This window comes from Mycolicibacter virginiensis (genome assembly GCF_022374935.2).
Lineage (GTDB): Bacteria > Actinomycetota > Actinomycetes > Mycobacteriales > Mycobacteriaceae > Mycobacterium > Mycobacterium virginiense.
Genome location: NZ_CP092430.2, coordinates 4,682,668 through 4,706,926 on the forward strand (window position 1 = coordinate 4,682,668; position 24,259 = coordinate 4,706,926).

4 protein-coding genes are annotated in these 24,259 nt (G+C 75.4%); all 4 read right to left on the bottom strand.

The genetic code is table 11. From position 1 onward, the window contains the following. Positions 1 to 127: 127 nt before the first annotated feature. Entirely contained in the window at positions 128 to 6,472 is a 6,345-nt protein-coding gene (locus MJO54_RS23715) for a PGRS repeat-containing protein (protein ID WP_275564480.1), read from the bottom strand. 142 nt (positions 6,473 to 6,614) lie between these two features. After that, entirely contained in the window at positions 6,615 to 13,040 is a 6,426-nt protein-coding gene (locus MJO54_RS22445; protein WP_275564481.1) for a PGRS repeat-containing protein, read from the bottom strand. A 131-nt stretch (positions 13,041 to 13,171) separates the two neighbouring features. Continuing rightward, complete coding sequence (locus MJO54_RS23720) at positions 13,172 to 17,545, bottom strand: PE family protein (protein ID WP_275564482.1); 4,374 nt, start codon at positions 17,543 to 17,545, stop codon at positions 13,172 to 13,174. 54 nt (positions 17,546 to 17,599) lie between these two features. Further along, positions 17,600 to 24,223, bottom strand: coding sequence for a PE family protein (locus tag MJO54_RS22455; protein WP_240175442.1), 6,624 nt, complete (start codon positions 24,221 to 24,223; stop codon positions 17,600 to 17,602). Positions 24,224 to 24,259 lie beyond the last annotated feature (36 nt).

The window sequence follows — 24,259 nt, forward strand, 5'->3', positions numbered from 1 at the left end:
CGAACCCGGATGGACGCAGCTCGGGATACGGAGCGCTTCCTGTGCTGACAGGTGCTCGGCCCAGCTGCCCTGGCGTACCAGGGCAGCGATCTCATCGCGGACATCCGTTCACTCGACGGCCTGACGCCTATCCGCCAGCCGTCGTGCCGACGCTGCCGTCGCCGCCACGCCCGCCGTCGCCGCCGTTGCCCATGTTGCCGCCGTCGCCGCCGGCACCGCCTTGGCCGCCGGTGCCGGTGCCGGGCTGGCTGTAGCCGTCGCCGCCGTTACCGCCGTTACCGGACGGGCCGGCCGCCGGGGTGCCACTGGCGCCCGCGGTACCGGCCGTGCCGCCGCCGCCGATCGTGGTACCGGCCGCGCCGCCCTCACCGCCGGTGCCCGAGACATTGCCGGCGTCACCGCCGTCGCCGCCATCACCACCGTCGTGCGTGGTGGCATTGCCGTCGGCGCCCCGGCCGCCGTCGCCGCCCTGGCCGGCGCTGCCGGCGTTACCGCCCTTGCCGCCGTTGCCATTGGTGCCGACGACGTTGCCGTTCTGCGCGGTTCCGGCGTTGCCGCCAGCACCTCCGGTGCCACCCGAGCCGGCCTCGCCGCCGTTGCCGCCGTCGCCGCCGTTGGCCCCAGCAACCGTCGCGCTGTAGCCCGCACCGCCGGTACCGCCGGCGCCACCGTCACCGCCCGCCCCGCCGTTACCGCCATTGCCGGCGGTGTTGACGCTCAGCAGACCGCCATTGCCGCCATGGCCGCCCTTGCCACCATTGCCGCCGGCATCACCCTGAAGCCCGTTGCCGCCGTTGGGGTCGAGCGCAGTTCCGGCCGTACCGACCGCGCCGGAGCCGCCGACACCCGTAGCCGCGCTGCCACCGGCACCGCCGTTGCCGCCGTTGCCGGCCGAGCCACCGTTGCCGCCCGCGCCGCCCGCACCACCGTCGGTGCCCGCAGTGGCGGCGGGGTCAGTGGCCGCGTTGTAGCCGTTGCCACCGTTGCCGCCGTTGCCGGACGCCGTGGTGACCGGGGTTCCGCTGGCGCCATGCGCGCCGTCGACGCCGCCGGTTCCGCCGGTGCCGTGCGCGCCACCGGCACCGCCCGTGCCGGCCACGTTGCCCGGCTCACCGCCGTTGCCACCGTTGCCGCCGTTGGGGGTGGAGGCGTTGCCGTCGGCACCGTTGCCGCCGTTACCGCCCTGCCCTGCCACGCCGGCGTTACCTCCGTTGCCGCCGTTGCCGTTGGCGCCCGCACTGGCCGCGCCGTTGATCGCACCGGCGTTACCTCCGGCGCCACCGGTGCCACCGGATCCGGCCTCACCGCCGTTGCCGCCGTTGCCGCCGTTGGTGCCGGCTGGCGCGTCGAGGTCGGCGGTGGCGTCATAGCCGGCGCCACCGGTCCCACCGTTGCCGCCCGCGCCGCCGGCGCCGCCGGCGCCACCGTTACCGGCGTGGTTGGCGGCGAGGCTGCCGCTGGCACCGCCGTTGCCGCCCTTTCCGCCGTTGCCGCCGGACAGACCTGAACCGCCCGCGCCGCCATCGGGGTGTGCTGCCGTGCCTGCGGTGCCGGCCGCGCCGGTCCCGCCGATGCCAGTGGCACCGGCACCACCGCTACCGCCGTCGCCGCCGTTGCCCTGCGAGCCACCGGCGCCACCTGCGCCGCCGTTGCCGCCATTTCCGCCGTTCTCAGCGGAGCTGGTGGGGCTGAAGCCATTTCCGCCCTGACCGCCGTTTCCGGCCGGGCCCGTGATGGCGGTGCCGCCAGCCCCAGTGGTGCCATCCGTGCCGCCGGCACCACCGGTGCCGTGCGCGCCGGCCGATCCGCCCGTGCCGGCGGTGCCGACCTCGCCGCCGACGCCGCCGTTGCCGCCGTCGGGGTTGGTGGCGTTGCCGTCGGCGCCGCGGCCGCCGTCGCCGGCCAAGCCGGCGTTACCGCCACGCCCGCCGCTGCCGCCGTTCCCGTTGGCGGCCGCGTTGCCCGAGGTGGAGGTACCGGCGTTGCCGCCTTGACCGCCGGCGCCACCCTGACCACCGTTGCCGCCGCTGCCACCGTTGAGGCCGTCCGCACCGGCGGACGTCGCGTTGGCGCCGTTGACGCCGTTGCCACCGTTGCCGCCGACACCGCCATTGCCGGCGTTACCGCCGACGCCACCGACGGCGCCGGTCCCGCCGGCGCCACCGTTGCCGCCCTGGCCGCCGTTGGTGCCGGATTGGCCGCTGCCGGCGTTGACGCCGGTCAAGCCGTCGTAGCCGTTGCCACCCTGACCGCCCGCGCCGCCATTGCCACCGTTGCCGGAGGCCGCGTGCTGGGTGGTGCTGCCGGCGAGCAGACCGCCCTGGCCACCGTTGCCACCCAAACCACCAGCGCCACCGGCAGTTCCGTCCACACCCGCCTGCGTGCTGCTGGTGCCGTCAAGACCCTTACCGCCCTGGCCGCCATTGCCGCCGACGCCCGCGGTGCCGTTGGTACCACTGGCCGCAGGCCCACTGGCTCCTTGGCCGCCGGCGCCGCCGGCACCGGCGTTGCCGCCGTTGCCCCCCTGGCCGCCTGCCGTACCGTCGTGATTGGCCGCAGTGCCGTCAATGCCTGCGCTGCCGGCCGCTCCCTTGCCGCCGCTACCACCATTGCCGCCGACACCACCGGCACCATGCTGGCCGGCCGTCGAACCGGTACCACCGGCGCCACCATTGCCGCCGGCACCGCCATTGGTTCCGCTGACACCATCAGCACCCGGCGTCGCACCGTCGGCACCGGTAAAGCCGTTGCCGCCCTTGCCGCCCGCACCACCATTGCCACCGTTGCCCGAGGCCGCGTGCTGGGTGGTGCTGCCGGCGAGCAGACCGCCCTGGCCACCGTTGCCACCCAAACCACCAGCGCCACCGGCAGTTCCGTCCACACCCGCCTGCGTGCTGCTGGTGCCGTCAAGACCCTTACCGCCGGACCCACCGTTACCGCCGACGCCCGCGGTGCCGTTGGTACCACTGGCCGCAGCACCGCTGGCGCCCTGACCACCGATCCCACCGGCACCGGCGTTACCACCATTGCCACCATTGCCACCGGCCGTGCCGTCGTGGTTGCTCGACGTGCCATCGACACCCGCGCTGCCGGCCGCGCCCTTGCCGCCGCTGCCGCCATTGCCGCCGACACCACCGGCACCATGCTGGCCGGCCGTCGAACCGGTACCACCGGCGCCACCATTGCCGCCGGCACCACCATTGGTGCCACTCACGCCATCCGCACCCGGCGTCGCACCGTCGGCACCAGTAAATCCGTTGCCGCCCTTACCACCCGCACCACCATTACCGCCGACGCCCGAGGCAGCCCGGTCCGTGGAGCTGCCCGCCAGCAGACCACCCAGACCACCGTTGCCACCGCTACCGCCGCTGCCACCGGCGGTGCCGTTCACGCCCGCCTGCGTGCTGTCGGTTCCGGCCAAGCCGCTACCGCCCTGGCCACCATTGCCGCCGAGGCCTGCGGTGCCGTTGGTGCCGTTGGCTGCGTGGATGCCGTTGGGACCCTCGCCGCCGGCGCCGCCAAGCGCCGCGTTGCCGCCCCTGCCGCCGTTGCCGCCGACCGTGCCGTCGTGGTTGGCCGAGGTGCCATCGACACCCGCGCTACCGGCTGCCCCATTGCCGCCGCTGCCGCCATTGCCGCCGGCACCACCGGCACCGTGCGCACCGGCGGTCGAGCCGGTACCGCCGACACCACCATTACCGCCGGCACCACCATTGGTGCCGCTACCACCGTCAGCACCCGGGGTGAGGCCGTTGGTACCGGTAAATCCGTTGCCGCCCTTGGCTCCGGCGCCACCATCGCCGCCGGCACCCGAGGCGGCGCGGTCGGTGGTGCTGCCGGCCAGCAGACCGCCCTGACCGCCGTTGCCGCCGGCACCACCGTTGCCGCCGGCGGTACCGTTCACAGCCGGCCCGGCGCCGTCCAGGCCCGCAAGGCCGTTGCCGCCCTTGCCGCCGTTGCCGCCAAGGCCCGCGGTGCCATCGTTACCCCTGGCCGCGGGGCCATCGGCGCCCTGACCACCGGCGCCACCAGCGCCGGCGTTCCCGCCGTTGCCGCCGTTACCGCCGGCCGTGCCGTCGTGACTGTTCGTAACGCCGTCGGTGCCGGCCTTGCCGGCTGCACCGTTGCCGCCGCTACCACCATTGCCGCCGACACCACCGGCGCCCTGCTGGCCGGCCGTCGCGCCGGAACCACCGGCACCACCGTTACCGCCGGCACCACCATTGGTGCCGCTGACGCCATCCGCGCCCGGCGTCGCGCCATCGGCACCGGTAAAGCCGTTGCCGCCCTTGGCTCCGGCGCCACCATCGCCACCGTTACCCGAGCCGGCGCGGTCGGTGGTGCTACCCGCGAGCAGGCCACCCTGTCCACCGTTTCCGCCGGCACCACCGCTGCCACCGGCGGTGCCGTTCACGCCCGCCTGCGTGCTGTCGGTTCCGGCGAGGCCGTCACCGCCGTTGCCGCCGTTGCCGCCAAGGCCCGCGGTGCCGTCGTTGCCGCTGGCCGCGGGGCCGCCGGCGCCCTGGCCGCCGACACCGCCGGTGCCCGCGTTGCCGCCGTTGCCGCCGTTACCACCGGCCGTGCCGTCGTGGTTGCTTGACGTGCCGTCGACGCCCGCATCACCGGCCGCCCCGTCACCGCCGCTACCGCCGTTGCCGCCGACACCTCCGGCACCCTGCTGGCCCGCGATGGAGCCGGTACCCCCGGTACCACCGTTGCCCCCGGCACCACCATTGCTGCCGCTCTCACCGTCCGCGCCGACGCTGGCACCAGACAAGCCGGTGTAGCCGTGGCCGCCCTGGCCGCCGGCACCACCGTCGCCACCGAAACCGGTAGCGGCGTAGGTCATTCCGTCGGCGTTCAAACCACCGGCGCCACCATTGCCGCCGGCGCCACCGTCGGTGCCGGCGGTGCCGTCCACACCGGCTGTCGTGCTGCTGGTTCCGGCCGCTCCGGCGGCACCGTTGCCGCCGTTACCGCCGACGCCCGCGCTGCCGTTGTCGCCGGCGTTGCCGCCCTTGCCGCCGTTGCCACCGGCGGTTCCCGCCGCCGCATTCGGGTCGGCAGCGGCGTCGTAACCGTCGCCGCCTCGACCACCGGATGCGGCACCGGTCGATGCCTCGCCGCCGTTACCCGTCTGGCCGTCCACGCCACCGGTACCGGCCTGGCCGCCCGCACCGCCGATGCCGGCGGTGCCCGTCGCCCCGCCGTTGCCGCCGTCGCCGCCGTGAAGGTTGACGGCAGTCCCGGCCGCACCCGCACCACCGTTACCACCCACGCCGGAGTCGCCACCGTCGCCGCCGGCACCACCGTCGCCACCGTGGCCGGATGCACCGGTGCTGCCGTCCAGGCCGAACAGCGCATGGGTGACTCCCGCGGCCCCGGCCGCTCCGGCCGCGCCGCCGTTGCCACCGGCACCACCGTTGCCACCGTTGGAGCCCGCGGTGCCATCACCGCCGTTGCCGGAGCCACCATCGGCGAACGTCCCGGCCACGCCATCGGTGCCGTCTTCGCCACCCAGACCCTGGCCGCCGGCACCACCAGCGCCACCGTTTCCGGCCGCGCCGCCCTGCCCGCCGGAGCCGTACAGCAGCGCCTTGGACGCCCCGCCGGCGCCCCCGTTGCCGCCGTTTCCACCGTTGCCGCCCGCACCGCCGTTGCCGCCGTCCACACCGGCAACACCGACTGCCCCGGCGATTCCCGCCAGTCCGTCGCCGCCGGCTCCGCCGTTGCCGCCGATGCCGAAGATCCAGCCCAGACCGGCGCCCCCGTCACCGCCATTGCCGCCGGCGCCACCAACACCACCGACGCCGCCGACCCCGGTCCAGGTGCCACCGTTGCCGCCGTCACCGCCGTCGAAGCCGAGGCCCCCGGCACCGCCGGCACCACCGTTGCCGAACATCCCGGCCGCGCCGCCGTCACCACCGGCAACCCCGGTCAGCGAACCGTCGTAGCCCGCACCGCCGTCTCCGAACAGCCAACCCCCGTTGCCACCATCGGGATTGAGCTCGGTGCCCGCGGCACCATTGCCGATTATGATCGAACCGAACCCGAACCAGGTGTTGATGAAGTCATCCACCGGCTTGCCGATGAAGGGGTCGTTGATCCACGCCACCATCCCGGCGTGCATCGGCTCAAACAGATACTGGCCCAGCAAGCCGGTGATACCGAACGGGTCACCCAGCATCGCCGCCGCCGAACCCGGCTCGGCGTAGGCCGCACTCAGCGCGTTGCTCAGCTCGTCTCCGGCGAACAGCTGATCCCAGTTGAAGCCCAGATCCCCTGTGCTGCCGTCGAACAACGTACTCCAGGAACTCGGGTCGAACAGGTCTTCCAGATCGAAGTCGGCCTGCGCCTGCGGCGCAATCCCCAGGGCCAGAAAGGTACTCACCGCACCGGCGGCACCGACCGCCCGACGCCCTGCGCTGCCGCGGGTTCCGTGCAGTGCTGCACTGCGACGCTTACGAGCCATGGGGATGACCTCTATCTGGTGTCTGGGTGAGTGGAGTTAGTTGGGCATCGGGATGCGGGACGCCGACGACACGGCATGCGGGCCAGGGTCTCCGGCCCCGGCACTGGGTGCCGGGCCGGAAACCCGCTTGCCTGCAGGGGTTTTAGCCGTGGACACCGTCGGCGCCCTTCGTTCCTGAGGTGCCCGCGGTGCCGGTCTGCCCCGCCGTGCCAGGGTCCGCGCTGACCGCGCCGCCCGCGGACGCCGATCCGGCCGCCCCGGCGGTACCGCCTGCGCCACCGGAACCGGCCGCACCACCGGTGCCGCCGGCGCCACCGACACCGGTATTGCCGTTGGCGCCGATGCCTTGCGCAGTCCCCGCCGCGCCACCGACTCCGCCGTTACCGCCCGCGCCGCCGTTACCGCCCGTACCGCCGGTGCCACCGTCGCCACCGTCGCCGCCCTTGGCGTAACCGGTGCCCTGGTGGTTCTCACCGGTACCGCCGCCGCCGCCGGCGCCGCCGTTGCCACCGTTCTCGCCCGCACCGCCGTTGCCGCCCAGGCCGCCGAGACCGCCGTCGCCACCGTTGCCGGCGATCGAACCGCCCTTGCCGCCGGCGCCACCGGCGCCACCGCTGGCCCCGGCCGTGCCGTTGGTGCCGTTACCACCATTGCCGCCATTGCCACCGTCGCCGCCGTAGGCGAAGCCCCGGGTTCCGCCGGTCTGCGCATTGGCGCCGCCGCCGGCGCCGCCGTTACCGCCGGCCGCGCCCTGCCCGCCGTAGCCACCGTTGCCGCCATCACCGGCGTTGATGTCGCCGCAGCCGAAGAACAGCGCGCACGACGCGGACGCCCCGGTGCCACCGGCACCACCGATCTGACCGGCCTGGTTGGTGTTAGCGCCGTTGGCTCCGGTTCCGCCACCAGCTGCCTGGCCAGTCGGCGGGGTGTAGCCGGCGGTTCCGGCCGCACCAGTGCCGCCGGCACCACCGTTACCACCATTGCCGATGGTGCCGGCGTCGCCGCCCTTGCCGCCGATGCCACCGATCTGGGCAGCACCGTTGACGGTGCCTTGACCATTACCGCCGACTCCGCCGTTACCGCCGTTGCCGCCGCTGGCTCCGGTCGCGCCCCCGGCTCCACTCGCGGCCAGCTGGCCGTTACCGCTGTCACCACCGAGACCGCCGGCCCCACCGGTGCCGCGGTTTCCGCCGTTGCCGCCCTGGCCGCCGTTGCCGGCGGCCGCGTTGGTGCCGCCACCAGCACCTGCACCACCGGTACCGCCGTTTCCGGCGCTGCCGCCCTGGCCACCGGCGCCGCCTTGGCCACCGACGCCGTGGCTACCGGTGCTGCCGTCGGTGGCGGTGCCGCCGACGCCGCCGCTACCACCGACTCCACCGGTGCCGCCGATGGCCCCGCTGCCGCCGTTGCCGCCCTTGCCGCCGGTGAGTCCGCTGCCGTCGGGGGCGGTGATGCCGGTCGAGCCGTTCGCGCCGCTACCGCCGGCACCACCGACGCCACCCTTGCCGCCGGCACCGCCGTTGCCCGCAGCGCCGGACACGGCACCGCCGTCGCCGCCCGCACCACCGTTGCCGCCGGCACCACCGGTGAGCCCGGCCGTCCCGGATCCTCCGGCGTTGGCGGCGTTTCCGCCGGCCTGACCCGCCGCACCGGTGCCTCCGGCACCGCCGTTGCCTCCGTTACCGATCGAGCCGCCGCTGCCGCCCTTACCGCCGTCGCCACCTCGGGCGCCGGCTGCGGCGTTAGCGTCGGCGGCCGCGTTGTAGCCGTTGCCGCCGTTGCCGCCATTGCCGGATGGGCCGACGGCGGGTGTGCCGTTGGCGCCGGTCGCTCCATTGACACCGCCGGTTCCGCCGGTACCGCGGGCACCACCGCCCCCGCCGGTACCGGAGATGCTGCCTGCATCGCCACCACGACCGCCGTTGCCCCCGTTGGGGTTAGCCGCATCTCCGGCGCCACCGTTGCCGCCATTGCCGCCTTGGCCGGCCGTCCCGGCATTACCGCCGGCGCCTCCGCTGCCGTTTACACCCGCGGTGGCCGCACCGTTGATCGCACCCGCGTTACCGCCGGCACCACCGGTGCCACCGGAACCGGCCTGACCACCCTTGCCACCGTCACCACCGTTGGCACCGGCCGCCGTCGCGTTGAAGCCGGCACCACCGGTACCACCGGCACCACCGTCGCCACCCTTGCCGCCGACACCGCCATTGCCGGCGTGGTTGACACCGAGCAAGCCACTGGCGCCGCCAACACCGCCCTTGCCACCGTTGCCACCGGCCGCGCCGGATCCGCCGGCACCGCCGTTGGGGTTGCCGGCCGTGCCCGCGGTGCCGACCGCGCCGGTACCGCCGACGCCGGTCGCGCCCGCGCCGCCGGCACCACCGTTGCCGCCGTTACCGGCCGAACCCGCCGCACCGCCGTTACCGCCGGCACCGCCATTGCCGCCGTTGTCGGCGATGCTCGTCGGGCTGAACCCGGCCCCACCGTTGCCGCCGTTGCCGGAGGCCACGCTCACGGCCGTGCCGTTGGCGCCGGTCACTCCGTCGACACCACCGATGCCGCCGGTCCCGTGCACGCCGCCCACACCGCCGGTGCCGGCAACGTTGCCTGCATCGCCCCCACGACCGCCGTTGCCGCCATTGGGGTTAGCCGCATCTCCGGCGCCACCGTTGCCGCCATTGCCGCCTTGGCCGGCCGTCCCGGCATTACCGCCGGCGCCTCCGCTGCCGTTGACACCCGCGGTGGCCGCACCGTTGATCGCACCCGCGTTACCGCCGGCACCACCGGTGCCACCGGAACCGGCCTGACCACCCTTGCCACCGTCACCACCGTTGGCACCGGCCGCCGTCGCGTTGAAGCCGGCACCACCGGTACCTCCAGCACCGCCGTCGCCGCCCTTGCCGCCGACACCGCCATTGCCGGCGTGGTTGGTCACCAGCGCGCCGCTGGCCCCGCCATTGCCACCCCTGCCGCCGTTACCGCCGGACGCACCGGAACCACCGGCGCCCCCGTTGGGGTTACCGGCCGTGCCCGCGGTGCCGACCGCGCCATTACCGCCGACGCCGGTCGCGCCCGCGCCGCCGGCGCCACCGTTGCCGCCGTTACCGGCCGAACCCGCCGCACCGCCGTTGCCGCCGGCGCCACCGTTGCCGCCGTTGTCGGCGATGCTGGTCGGGCTGAACCCGGCCCCACCGTTGCCGCCGTTACCCGACACCGTGGTCGCCGAGACGCCGTCGGCGCCGTGGCCGCCGTGGATGCCGCCGCCGCCGGAGGTGGCGCCGGCCGTGCCGCCGGCGCCACCGGTCCCAGCGACATTGCCAGGGTCGCCGCCCTGGCCCCCGTTGCCGCCATTGGGGTTGGCCGCATTTCCGGCGGCGCCATCGCCACCGTTGCCGCCCGCTCCGGCATCGCCGGCATTACCGCCAGCCCCACCGTTGCCGTTGTTGCCGACGGTTCCGTTGGCCGCGGTGCCCGCGTTACCGCCGGCACCGCCGACGCCGCCGGAACCGGCCTGACCACCCTTGCCACCGTTGCCACCGTCGGCGCCCGGCGCAGTAGCGGTGAAGCCCTTCCCACCGACACCACCGTTACCGCCGGCGCCGCCCGCACCACCGATGCCGCCGTTACCGGCGGTGTTGACGCTCAGCGAGCCACCAGCGCCGCCGGCCCCGCCGTTGCCACCATTGCCGCCGGAACCGCCTTGTCCGCCGTTGGTGCCATTGACGCTGCCCTGGGTGCCGTTGTTGCCGACCGGGCCGCTGGTTCCGGCCGCACCTGCCGCCCCGGCACCGCCGTTGCCGCCGTTGCCGTGGGCACCGCCGTTACCGCCTGCGCCGCCGTCGCCGCCGGATTGTCCTGCCGCGGTGGGGGTGAAGCCCGCGCCGCCCTGGCCGCCGTTACCGGAGGCCCCGATGATCTCGGCGCCGTGCGCACCGGTGGCACCGACCGTCGCCCCAGCGCCGCCGGCCGCTCCGCCGACACCGCCCGCTGCGCCGATGCCGACATCACCACCGTCACCGCCGTTGCCGCCATTGATGTGTGCGGCGTTGCCGTTGCCGCCGGCCCCGCCGTTGCCGGCGGCACCCGCGTCACCGCCACGACCGCCGGCGCCGCCGGAGGCATTCGCACCGGCATGACCGTTCCCGGCCGCTCCGCCGACACCGCCGGCACCGCCGTTGCCGCCCACGGCGCCGTTGCCACCGTCGCCGCCATTCGACCCGTGTCCGCCGGCCGTGCTGGCGTTGGCCCCGGTCACGCCGTTACCACCGTTGCCGCCCGCACCCCCGGCACCACCCACGCCGCCGGCACCACCATTGCCAGCCTCGGAGCCACCCTTACCGCCGGCGCCGCCGGTACCGCCGCTACCGCCGACGGTGCCGTTGCCGCCGTCACGGTTCACCGCGTTGCCGGCCGCCCCGTTCGTGCCGTCCGCACCTGCGCCACCGGTGCCACCGTTGCCGCCATTGCCGTGATCACCACCGTCACCGCCGACGCCGCCGTTTCCGCCGGACTCACCTGCGGTAACGGCGCTGAATCCGTCGCCGCCCGCACCGCCGTTGCCCTGACCGATCGTGACCGTGCTGCCGGCCGAACCCGCTGCGCCGGTGTGGGATCCGCTGCCTGCGTTGCCGGCCTTGCCGCCGTTACCGGTGTCGCCGCCGTTACCGCCGTTACCACCGTCGCGATGCGCAGCCGTGCCGGCCGCCCCGGCGCCGCCGTCTCCGGCCGTGCCGGCGTTGCCGCCGTTGCCGGCGTTTCCGCCGGCGCCGGTCGAGCCCGCCAGACCGTGGGCCGCAGTACCGCCCGCACCACCATTGCCGCCGCTGCCACCGTTGCCGCCGCTGCCCGCGTCGCCACCGTTGCCGCCGGTCCCGTCACCGCCGTTGTCGAACGAACCCGTCGCTCCGGTGACGCCATCTCCGCCCGCGCCACCGTCCGCGCCGTGGCCGCCTCGACCACCGGCGCCACCGTTGCCGGCCATCGAACCGCCCTTGCCGCCGACGCCGCCGGCGCCGCCGTTTCCGCCGGTGAAACCGTCGGTCCCGTTGGGGTTGGAGGTGCTGCCGTCGCCGCCGGCGGTGCCGGTCGCACCGTCGCCACCGTTACCGCCCGCGCCGCCGTTGCCGTAGGCGCCGCCGTCACCACCGGCGCCACCGTTGCCGCCCGACTCCCCTGCGGCCGTGGGGCTGTAGCCGTTACCGCCCGCACCACCGTTGCCGCCGACACCAGTCACGTCGGCACCGTTGATGCCCTGCTGACCGACCATGGCTCCGGCGCCACCGGCTTGTCCGCCGGCACCGCCGGCGCCGGCCGTGCCGGTGTCGCCGCCGTCACCGCCCGCGCCACCGTCGACGTTCGCCGCCGTGCCGGCCGCGCCCGCACCGCCGTTGCCACCGAGTCCGGCAACGCCGCCGGCCCCGCCGTTGCCGCCGTTACCGGCCTGACCACCGGCCCCCGCAGAGCCGTTGCTGCCGAACAAGGAGCTGGCCGTCCCACCGGCACCGGCCGTACCGGCCGTGCCGCCATTGCCACCCGTGCCGCCGTTACCGCCGTCGGTGCCGTCGGTGCCGTCGCCGCCGTCGCCGGTACCACCACCGGCGAACGTGCCTGTCTCACCGTCGATTCCGTTGGTGCCGGCCACGCCCGCACCACCGACGCCACCGGTGCCACCGTCACCGGCCGCACCACCCTTGCCGCCGGCACCGAACAGGAATGCCCTGGACGCGCCGCCGGTCCCACCGTTACCGCCGACACCGCCATTGCCGCCAACGCCGCCGTTGCCGCCGTTGATGCCCGCGACACCGGCCGCACCCGCGGCGCCTAGCAGTCCGTCGCCGCCGGCACCGCCGGCACCACCGACGGCGAACAGCCAGCCGGCCCCGGCGCCGCCGTTACCGCCGTCGCCGCCAGAGCCACCGATGCCGCCAGCGCCACCGACACCGCTCCAGCTGCCACCGGCACCACCGTTGCCGCCGTCGAAGCCCGCGCCGCCGGCGCCACCGGCACCACCGTTGCCGAACATCCCGGCCGCGCCACCATTGCCACCGGCAACCCCGGTCAGCGAACCGTCGTAGCCCGCGCCGCCATCGCCGTACAACCAGCCGCCGTTGCCGCCGTCGGGGTTGAGCTCGGTGCCCGCGGCACCGTTGCCGATGATGATCGAGCCGAAGCCGAAGGTGTTGTTGATAAAGCCGTTGACCTGGCTACCGAACGGGCTGTTGATCCAGTCGACCATGCCGTCGTGCAGCGGAGTGTAGATGAGCTGATCGAGCAACGCGGTCAGGTCGAACGGATTACCGGCGGCCAGGCCGGCCGATTCGGCACCGGCGTCCAGGCCGGCAAAGTAGTCAGCCCACGCCGCCGGGTTCAGCCACGACTCCAGGTCCCACCCGGCGCCGTCTACGCCCGGCCATACGGCGGGTTCGAACAGGTCGACCAGCCAGCCGAAGTCGGCGTCGGCCTGCGCTGCCGGTGCCAGTGTAAGCGGGGCGATCCCGAAGGTTAGGAAGGCGCTTAGTGCCCCCGCGGCTCCGACGGCACGACGGTTGCTGTGGTGCTTACGAGCCATTGGGACGACCCCTATCTGGGTGAGTGGAGTTGATCGAAGAGAAGTGAGAGGTGTTCAGGCGCTGGCAATGCGGCAGCGCCTCGGTGCAACGGACGATGCCCGAGGTCGCCGCGGATCGGCGTTGGCGGCGATCATCCCGGGGTGCCATCAGCGCCCTTCGTGCCCTGGCCACCGGTGATACCGGCCTGTCCCGGAGAGCCCGCATCCGCGCTGACCGCACCACCGGCTTCGGCTCCGCCGCCCGCACCTCGGGCGCCACCGGCTCCGCCAGAACCGGCCGCCCCGCCAGCGCCTGCACTACCACCGGTACCTGCTGTGCCGTTGACACCGCCACCCTGCGCAACACCCGCAGCACCGCCGGCCGCGCCATTGCCGCCAGCGCCGCCATCACCGCCCGCGCCGCCGTTACCACCCGTACCGCCATTGCCGCCCTTGGCATAACCGGTGCCCTGGTGGTTCTCGCCATAGCCGCCGGTACCGCCGTTGCCGCCGTCGCCACCTTGTTCACCCGCGCCGCCCGTGCCGCCCGAACCGCCGACGCCGCCATTCCCGCCGTTGCCAGAGACCACGCCGCCCTTGCCGCCAGCACCCCCGGCGCCGCCATTCCCACCGACGGTGCCGTCCGCGCCGTCGCCACCGTTACCGCCGTTACCGCCGGCGCCGCCATAGGCCTTGGCGCCGATACCCCCGGTCTTCCCGTTGGCGCCGCCGCCGTTACCGCCATTACCGCCGTCGGCGGCCGCCCCCCCGTCGCCACCCTTTCCGCCATTACCGCCAGTGATGGTTGGGGCGCCCCAACTCGTGCTGCTCACGCTGTTGCCAGTTCCGCCATCACCACCTGCCTGTCCAGGTTGGGTGCCGCTGGACCCGGCACCGCCGGTACCACCATTGGCGGCCTTGCCATTTGACGGCGTATGGCCGTCGGCACCGACCTTGCCGCTACCGCCGGCACCACCGTTCCCGCCGTTGCCGATCGCACCGCCGTCGCCGCCGGCGCCGCCCTTGCCGCCGTTGGCACCTGCCGCAGCGTTGGTGTCTCCGGCAGCGTTATAGCCGTTACCGCCGGCGCCGCCATTGCCGGATGCGCCCGCTGCCGCAGTTCCGCTCGCGCCGTCGGAACCCGTGGTTCCACCGCCGCCGACCGTGCTGCCCGCCGCGCCACCGGAGCCGCCGGCTCCGGCAACACTGCCCGGGTCGCCTCCGTTACCACCGCGGCCACCGTTCGGGGTGCTCGCGTTGCCGTCGCCGCCGCGCCCGCCGTTGCCGCCCTGGCCGGCGCTGCCGGCGTTGCCACCTTGGCCGCCATTGCCGTTGGTGCCGACCGTCCCGTGTTCGGTGGTGCCGGCAGCGCCGCCGGCGCCGCCGTGGCCACCGGAGCCGGCTGCACCGCCGCTGCCGCCGTTGCCGCCGTTAGCACCGGCCGTCGTCGCCGTGAAGCCATTGCCGCCGTTACCGCCGTTACCACCGGCGCCGCCGTCACCACCGACACCACCGTTGCCCGCGGTGTTGATCGCCAGCGCACCACCGGCGCCGCCCGCACCGCCATTACCGCCGTTACCGCCGTCGCTGCCGGTACCGCCGGCGCCGCCGTTGGGGGTGCCGGCGGTGCCCGCCGTGCCGGCGGTGCCGACACCAGACTTACCGCTGCCGCCGACCCCACCGTTGCCGCCATTGCCGACGTTGCCGCCGTCACCGCCGGCGCCACCGTTGCCGCCGGAGGTGCCAGCGGCAGCGCTAGCGTCGCCGGCCGCGTTGTAGCCCGCGCCGCCGTTGCCGCCGTTGCCGGCCGGGCCGGTGATCGCCGCGCCGGCATCACCGTCGGTCCCAGCGTTGCCGCCGGCTCCGCCGGTTCCGGCCGCGCCGCCCTGACCGGCAGCGCCCGCCGTTCCGGCGTCACCGCCGTTACCGCCCTTGCCGCCGTTGACGTTTGAGCCGTCCCCAGCTGCACCGTCCGAGCCATTGCCGGCCGTGCCCGCGTTGCCGCCGGAGCCACCGGCGCCGCCGCTGCCGTTGGTGCCCGCGTTTCCGGAACCGCCGGCCGTGCCGCCGGCGTTACCGCCGGCGCCGCCGGAGCCGGCGTTGCCACCGTTGCCGCCGGATCCGCCGTTGTTGCCGTTCGCCCCGGCCACCGTGACCTGTGCGCCGGCCAGGCCGTCGCCGCCGTTACCGCCGGAACCGCCGGCGCCGCCCAGACCGCCGTTGCCGCCGTTGCCGGTGATCGAGCCGCCCAGGCCGCCGGCGCCGCCCGCGCCACCGTCGGTACCGTTGCCTCCGCTGGTGCCCGAACCTCCCGCGGTGGTGGCGTCCACGCCGGCCACACCGGTGAAGCCGTTCCCGCCGTTGCCGCCGTTGCCGCCGTTGCCGTGTTCGCCACCGTTGCCGCCGGCACCGCCCGCGCCGCCGTTGAGGCCCGCGGTCGAGGAGGCGAAGCCGTGCCCGCCGTCGCCGCCGTTGCCACCGCCGGTCGGAGCGCTGCCTTCGGCGCCGTGCGTGCCGGCGTCACCGCCCAGGCCGCCGGAGCCGGCCGCTCCGCCGTTGCCCCCGGCGCCCGCGATTCCAACGTTGCCGCCGTTACCACCGTTGCCGCCGTTGATGTTTGAAGCGTCACCGTCAGCGCCCCGGCCGCCGTCACCGGCCGCGCCGCCGATGCCGCCCTGACCGCCTGCGCCGCCGTTGCCGTTGGCACCCAGAATGCCGGTTCCGGTGGCGGTGCCGGCGTCGCCACCCTTGCCGCCGCCGCCGCCGGTCCCGCCGGCGCCGCCGTTGGTGCCGTTGCCGCCGTTGCCGTCACCGGTGAGGTAGCTGCCGGCCGCACCGGTCTGTCCGGCCCCGCCTTGCCCGCCGATGCCGCCCTTCCCGCCATCGCCGCCGCTGCCGGCATTGCTGTTGGCGCCGGTGCCGTTGCCGCCGTGCCCGCCGTCGCCACCCAAGCCGCCGTTGCCGCCCTGGCCGCCGCTACCGCTCAGGGCGCCGGCCGCGCCGCCGTTGCCGCCGTTGCCGCCGTCGCCGCCGGTACCGCCCTTGCCGCCCGACCAGCCACCGTTACCGCCGGGGCCGCCGGCCCCGCCGTTGCCGCCGTTGCCACCGGCACCGCCATCGCCGACCAGCCCGGCGTCACCGGCGTTGCCGCCGTTGCCGCCGGCGATGCTCAGCGCCTTGAAGCCCAATTCGCCTGCGTGAGCGGCGTTGTAGGCCGCCACGTCGAAGCCATCGCCACCGTTACCGCCGTTACCGCCGTGCCCGGCCGCCTGCCCGTCGGCGCCACTGGCCGCATGCTCGGTGGTGGAGCCACCGGTCAGGCCGCCCTGACCGCCGTGACCGATCGCGCCCGGATCGCCGCCGTTGCCACCGTCACCGCCATCGGGATGCTCGCTGGTGGCGTCCAAGCCGGCGCCACCATCGCCGGCGATTCCAGCGTTGCCGCCGGCACCGCCCTGGCCACCAAGCCCATTGACCCCCGCAGACCCCCAGCTCGTCCCGGCACCAGCGAGACCACCCTGGCCGCCCTGGCCACCGTTGGCGCCGTCACCACCACCGGCACCGTCACCACCATTTCCGTTGCTGGCGGCCACATCCCACTCACCAGCAGCACCATCACCACCGCGGCCACCATTGCCGCCGGCACCACCGACACCGCCGACACCACCATTGCCCCCGTTACCGAACAATCCCGACGCCTTACCACCGGCACCACCATTGCCGCCGTTACCGCCCAGGACACCATTGCCACCAACGACGCCGTCTCCGGTACCGCCGTTGGCCCAAACACCGGCAGCCCCGTCGATGCCCGCCGCACCGGTGGCTCCGATTCCCCCGGCGCCACCGGCACCACCGGAACCAAACAACCAACCCGTGCCATCGCCACCATTACCGCCGGCGCCACCACCGTCACCGCCCACACCGCCGGTACCGCCAACGCCCATCCACGAACCGCCGGCGCCGCCGTCGCCACCGGCCAGGCCTGCCAGACCCGCACCGCCGTCACCGCCGTTGCCGAACAGCCCGGCCGCGCCACCATCACCGCCGGCGACACCGTCGCCACCATCACCGAACAGCCAACCGCCCGCACCACCATTGCCACCATCGACACCCTCAACGCCGGCAGCACCATTGCCGATGATGATCGAACCGAACCCGAACGTCTCATTGACAAACGAGCCGACCTGGATGCCCAACGGGCTCTCAATCCAATCGACCATGCTCGCGTGCAGCGGTGTGTAGATGTAGGCCTCGACCAACGCCGTCAGATCAAACGCGTCGCCACTGGCTTGCCCCGCAGACGAATCGAACAACGACCCCCAATCAAACCCAGCCGAGGCATCCGCCAGTGACCACGCCGCCGGGTCGAACAGATCCAGCAGCCAATCGAACTCACCATCAGCCTGCGCTACCGGCACCGACACCAACGGCGTCACACCCAATGCCAAGGAGGCTGCCGCCGCCGAACCCGCACCCAACAACCGACGACCGAAAGCCCGAGTTGCCTTGTGGCGCTTACCAATCACAGGGGGAACCTCGTTACTTAAGCAGGGATGGTTGATTCGTTGAGGACGTGGCGGCTAGCCGGTTGTGCCGGTCGATCCGCCACTGCCGGCGGCGCCGTTGGCGCCGTTGGTCCCGCCGGTGCCCCCCGCACCGCTGGATGCGCTCGAACCGTCGGCGTTGTGGCCGCCCGCGCCGCCCCCACCGGCCACGCCGCCGGTTCCGCCAATGTCGGCGGTCCCACCGGTCCCGCCCTGGCCGGCCGTTTGGCTTCCGAATGATGTGCCGCGGCTGGTGCTTCCGCCGTCACCGCCGTCACCGCCGCTGCCGCCGTTGCCACCGGCACCGCCGTTGCCGCCGGCGCCGCCCACGCCGGCCTGCCCGGCGCCGTCCGCACCGGCCGCGCCCGCGTCACCGCCCTGGCCGCCGATGCCACCGGCACCACCGTTACCGCCGTAGCCGCCGTTGCCGCCGTTGCCGCCCTGGCCACCGACCGCGGAGGTGCCACCGACCGGCGCTGACATGTAGGCCTGCCCGCCGTTGCCGCCGTTGCCGCCGTCACCGCCGACGGTGCCGTCGCCGCCGTTGCCGGCCGCGCCGCCGACACCACCGTTGCCGCCCACACCCGACACCGATCCGCCGGCACCGCCGGCACCACCGGCGCCACCGTTGCCGCCGGTCACACCGCTGACACCGTTGCCTCCGTTGCCGCCGTTGCCGCCGGTACCGCCATGAGCGCTGCTGGAGCTGCCGCCGACGTAGCCGTAGCCGCCGGTGCCGCCGTCTCCACCGTCACCGGAAGCCCCGCCGGCACCGCCGTTGCCGCCCTTGCCGCCGGTGGCCGTCTGGCCCAGCCATGCGCCGGTGTTGGCTCGGCCGCCGGTGCCACCGTTGCCGCCGTCCTGGATGTGTCCGCCGTTGTTGGCGCTGTTGCCCGCGGTGCCGTTACCGCCGATGCCGCCGGTGCACGAGCTGGTGCCGGCGGTGCTGCCGCATTCGGAACCGGTGGCACCGTTGCCGGCCAACGGGTTCGATCCGCCTTGGGTAGGTGCAGCCGGATTGGTACCCAGCGCGCCCTTACCGCCGGCGCCGCCGTCTCCACCGTTGCCGTTGGAACCGGCCGCACCGCCGAGGCCGCCGTTGCCGCCGGCTTGACCGACGTTGTTGATCACGCCGACGCCGTTGCCGCCCGCGCCGCCATTGCCGCCGTTACCGCCGCCGCCGGCCGCGCCGACGCCGCCGTTCGCGCCATCGCCCGCGCTACCGACCCCGCCGGCACCGCCTTGCCCGGCCGTGCCGCGTTCCCCGCCGGTACCGCCGTTGCCGCCGTTGCTGGCGTTTGCCGCGGCGCCACCGCCAACACCCTGACCACCCTGACCACCGGTGCCCGCGTCGCCCGCGGCACCGCCGCGCCCGCCGGCACCGCCGATTCCATTGGTGGCGGTGCCGCCCTGGCCGCCCACGCCGCCCTGACCGCCGTTGCCGGCGTCACCGGCGTTGCCGCCGTTCTGGCCGGCCACGGTGGCGTTGAGTCCGGCACCGCCGAGGCCACCCGTGCCGCCCGCGCCACCCTGACCACCGACGCCGCCGTTGCCGGACACGGTGCCGCCGGCACCACCGGTACCGCCGTTGCCGCCGAGTCCGCCGTCGCCGCCGTGCGTACCAGTGCCCGAAGCATCGGTGATCCCAGCCTTGCCGGTCGCGCCGGCACCACCGTTGCCGCCCGCGCCGCCGGTGCCGACCGTGCCGGCGTTGCCACCGTTGCCGCCCTGACCACCGACCTGGAGAGTGCCGTCATACAGGACTTGGCCAGCGCCACCGTTGCCGCCCGCGCCACCGTTGGAGTGGCCCGCGGCGCCGTCCGCGCCATTCGCGGCCTGGCTGCCGTCGGCGCCTATGCCGCCTGCCGCACCGTGGCCGGCCTGCCCGATCTCGCCGCCGTCGCCGCCATTGCCACCGGCACCGGCCTCGAAGTCAAGGCCGCCGCCGGCCCCGTCGCCGCCTCGACCACCGGTACCACCGTTTCCGGCCGCTCCACCGGTGCCACCGACTCCACCGGCCCCGGCCGCGCCCGCGTTGCCGTTGATCGCAGTGCCGCCGGCACCACCGTTACCGCCCTTGCCGGCGTCGCCACCGTCGCCACCGTCGCGACCGTCGCCGCCGTCGGTGCCTTGCCCAGCCGCGTCGGTGGCCCCTGCGGTGCCGGTCAGGCCGTTGCCGCCGGCACCACCGTTGCCGCCTGCCCCACCGCGGCCGCCGGCACCACCGTTGCCGGAGATGTAGCCGCCCTGACCGCCTACGCCGCCGTTGCCGCCGGCCGCGCCGTCTCCGCCGTGGCTTCCGTCGCCGCCGGCGTCCGTGACACCCGCGTCCCCGGTTGCGCCCGCGCCGCCATTCCCGCCTGCGCCGCCGGTGCCGACCGCACCCGCGTCGCCGCCGGCACCGCCATTGCCACCGGCCTGGGAAGCGCCGTTGGACAGCACTTCGCCCGCACCGCCGGTACCGCCGGCACCACCGTTGCCGCCGCCGACCGCGGCCGCGCCCGCCGTACCTCCAGCGCGCTGGCTGGCACCGTCACCGCTCAGACCGCCCTGGCCTGCGCCACCGGCATGGCCCGCGGTGCCCGCACTGCCGCCGGCGCCACCGTTTCCGGCGACCAGGTTCAAGCCGCCGCCCGCGCCTCGGCCACCGGCACCGCCGTCGCCGCCCTTACCTGCGTCGCCGCCGTTGCCGCCGATCCCGCCGATCCCGGCCTTCCCTGTTGTCCCGTTGACTGCGCTGCCACCGACACCGCCCTGACCGCCGGCACCACCGCTACCGCCGTTTCCGCCGTCGGCACCCGTACCGCCGTTGCCGCCATTGCCACCGCTACCGGCCGCGGCATCGGTGCCCGCGACACCGGTCAGACCGGTCGCGCCGTTGCCGCCGTTGCCGCCGTGGCCGCCGACGCCGCCCGCGCCGCCGTTACCGGCGATCGAGCCACCGCTACCGCCCGCACCGCCAACACCACCGGTGGCGCCGTTGGCGCCGTTCGAGCTGTTGACCGAGCCGGTTCCTCCGCTGGCGCCCGCGCCGCCATCACCACCACGGCCGCCGTTGCCGATCGATCCGGCGCTGCCGCCCTGGCCACCGGCGCCGCCGACCTGCATGGTGCCGTCGGCCAGTTCGCGGCCGTCGCCGCCGCGACCGCCTTCGCCACCGTTACCGCCGCCGCCGCTCCCGCCGCTCGCGCCCGTCGCGCCGTCCTGCCCGGAGCCCGCGCCGTCACCACCGACGCCGCCGACGCCTGAGATGCCACGCTCGCCGCCGGAGCCACCCTTGCCGCCGCTGCCGGCGGTCGCGCCGGTGCCGCCGCCGGTTCCTACGCCACCGTTGCCGCCGTTACCGGCGCTGCCCGCGGCACCGCCCTGGCCACCGGCCCCACCGTTGCCGTCGGTCGCGGCACCCCCGAGGCCCCCGGCGCCGCCGGTGCCACCGGTGCCACCGTTGCCGCCGGTTGCGCCGGACGCGCCGCTGCCGGGGGTGACGAAGCCGGCGTTACCACCCTTTCCACCAGCGCCGCCGGAACCGCCCTGGCCACCGGCACCGCCGTCGCCGGAGAGGGTGCCGCCGGCACCGCCCTTACCTCCGACGCCGCCCGCCGCGCCGTTACCGCCGGTCAGTCCATTGCCGGCCGCATCGCGGCCACCCGTCACACCGGCCGCGCCGTTACCGCCGTTGCCGCCGGCGCCACCGGTGCCGATCGCACCCGCGTTGCCGCCGTTGCCGCCGGCGCCGCCGGCCTGGACCGTACCGTCGGCCAGCACCTGGCCGTTGCCGCCGTTGCCGCCCACGCCACCGATGGCGCTGCCCGCCACACCCGCAGCACCGCTGGCGGCCTGCCCGCCGGCACCGTTACCGCCGGCGCCACCGCTGCCGGCCACACCGGCCGTGCCGCCGCTACCGCCATTGCCGCCGTGGCCCGCCACCGCGTTGGCACCGCCACCGGCGCCGTCGCCTCCGGCACCGCCGGTACCGCCATTGCCGGCCGCACCACCGGCACCACCGACGCCACCGACGCCCTGGCCACCCGCGGAGCCATGCGCCGCCGTGCCGCCCGCACCACCGGCGCCACCGACGCCACCGGCACCGCCGTTGCCACCGACGCTGGTGGTGCTGCCGCCGTCGCCACCGTTGCCGCCGCTGCCCGCGACCGCGTCCGCGCCATCGATTCCATTGGCGCCGGCACCACCGGCGCCGCCGGCACCACCCACGCCACCGGCACCACCGACGCCACCGTTACCCGAGATCGAACCGCCGGCGCCACCCACGCCGCCGGCACCGCCGTTAGCGCCGGTCGCGCCGTTGGTGCCGTTGCCCGATCCGCTGGTGATTCCGGCCGCGCCGGTCGCCCCGGCACCACCGGTGCCGCCGGCCCCGCCGTCGCCGGTCGCGCCCGCGTTACCGCCGTGGCCGCCCACGCCGCCGGCCTGTGCCATCCCGTTGGCCAGCAGCTGCCCGGCACCACCGGTGCCGCCCACGCCGCCGTCGCCGCCGGTTCCCGTCGCGCCCGCTTTGCCGCCTGCCGCATGAGCACCGCCGGCACCCACGCCGCCGGCACCACCGGCGCCGCCGGTGCCTACCGAACCGCCGTTACCACCGAGTCCACCGGCACCGGCCGCGGCGGCGAGGCCGCCACCGGCACCCGTGCCGCCCTGTCCACCGTCGCCCGCGTCACCGCCCGCGCCACCGGCACCACCGACGCCGCCCGCGCCGATCGCGCCCGCGGTGCCGTGCGCCGCGGCGCCACCGGCACCACCGTTGCCGCCGAGACCACCGACGCCACCCTTGCCGCCGTTGCCGCCGTTCTCGCCGGTCCCGCCGGCCCCACCACTTCCGGCCGCGGCGTTCTGGCCGGCGGCTCCGGTCTCTCCAGTCCCGCCGGCACCACCGGTGCCACCGACACCGCCCGAGCCGCCGGCACCACCGTTGCCCGAGACCGACCCGCCAGCACCACCGGCGCCACCATTACCCGCGACGCCACCTGCACCACCCTGCAAGCCGTTGCCGTTGACGTCGTTGCCGCCGAGGGCGCCCGTCGCGCCGTTGCCACCGACGCCGCCGTTGCCGCCGTTGCCGGTCGACCCGCCGTCACCGCCCCGACCACCATTACCGGCCGCCTGGCCGGGGTTGACCGCGCTGAATCCGGCGCCGCCGTTGCCGCCGTTACCGCTGACAGTGGCCGCATCGCCGGCACTGCCCGTCGCGCCGGCAACACCGCCGGCACCGCTGCCTGCCGCGCCGCCCCGGCCCGCGGCGCCGGCTAGCCCGGCCTCGCCGCCGCGACCGCCGTTGCCGCCGTTGAGGTGCGCAGCGGTTCCGGCCGCACCGTTACCACCGTTGCCGCCGGCACCGCTGTCGCCGCCGTTGCCGCCCGCACCACCTGATCCGCTGTGGCCCGCGGAGCCGAACAGGCCACCCGCCCCGGCATCGCCGCCGATACCGCCGTTGCCGCCCACACCACCGACGCCGCCGTTGGTCCCGGCACCACCGTTGCCGTTGCCCGCGCCTACGAAGGTGCCCTGCGCGCCATCGTTACCCGCCGCGCCGCTGCCGCCGTCACCGCCGACGCCGCCCGCGCCGCCGGAACCGCCGTTGCCGAACATGGTGCCGCCGCCACCACCGGCGCCCCCGGCGCCACCGACACCCCCGTTGCCGCCGTCCCGGCCACCGGTGAAGCCGTCACCACCGGCGCCGCCGGCACCGCCGACCCCGCCGTTGCTGAAGGACATCCCGCCCCGGCCACCGGCGCCACCGGCGCCACCGGCCCCGCCGTCGATGTGCGCAGCCGTACCGTCGCCGCCGGCGCCACCGTTGCCGCCGTTGCCGCCGTTACCGAAGAAGAACCCGCCGTCGCCGCCCGCGCCACCGGCGCCGCCGACGCCGCCGAACTGCCCGGCCGTGCCGTCGGTTCCGTTGCCGCCGTGGCCGAACAGGCCACCGCCGTTGCCGCCCACTCCGGGGGCGCCGTTGATCGGAGCCGGGTCGCTCGCCAGGGCAGCGAACGTGACCATCCCGGGACCGCCGGCCCCGGAATCGCCGGCCCCGGTGTCACCGGCGCTGCCGGCATTGCCACCGTTGCCGAATAACCAGCCGGCATTGCCGCCGTTGCCGCTGTAGCCGAAGCCGTCGCCGCCGTCGCCCAACAGCAGGCCCGCGTTGCCGCCGTCCGGGTTGTCCGCCGTGCCGTCGGCGCCGTTGCCGATCAGGTAGACCCCGAAGAAGCTGTTGATCGCACCGTTGACCTGCAGGCCAAGTGGGCTGTCGATCCAGTTCTCGATGCTGGTGTGCATCGGCTCGTAGAACAAGGTGTTGAACAGATCAGAGAACGGGTCGTTGGCCGCTGCGGACATCGGGGCCAGCGCGGCGTCCCAGTCGCCGTCGAGTTGCGCGAACAGCGGTGCCCAGGAGTCGGCGTCGAAGATCGTCTGCCACGACGCCGCGTCACCCAGGTTGGTGAAGGCATCGCCCAGGCTCTGACCGAACAGGTCGGAGACCCAGCCCAGCTCGTCGGCGTGGGCCGGCGGCGCAGCGGACATCGGGCTGATCCCGAAGGCCAGGAACGCGCCCACCGCCGTGCCGGCCCCGGCGACGCGTTTGCGCCGACGCGCCCCGGTGGGGTTCGCCGTCCGCCGTTCTACACCGTCGCGCCTGCCGCCCATTGCTGTTTTCCGCCCTTGTTTCGTGAAGTGTTGGTA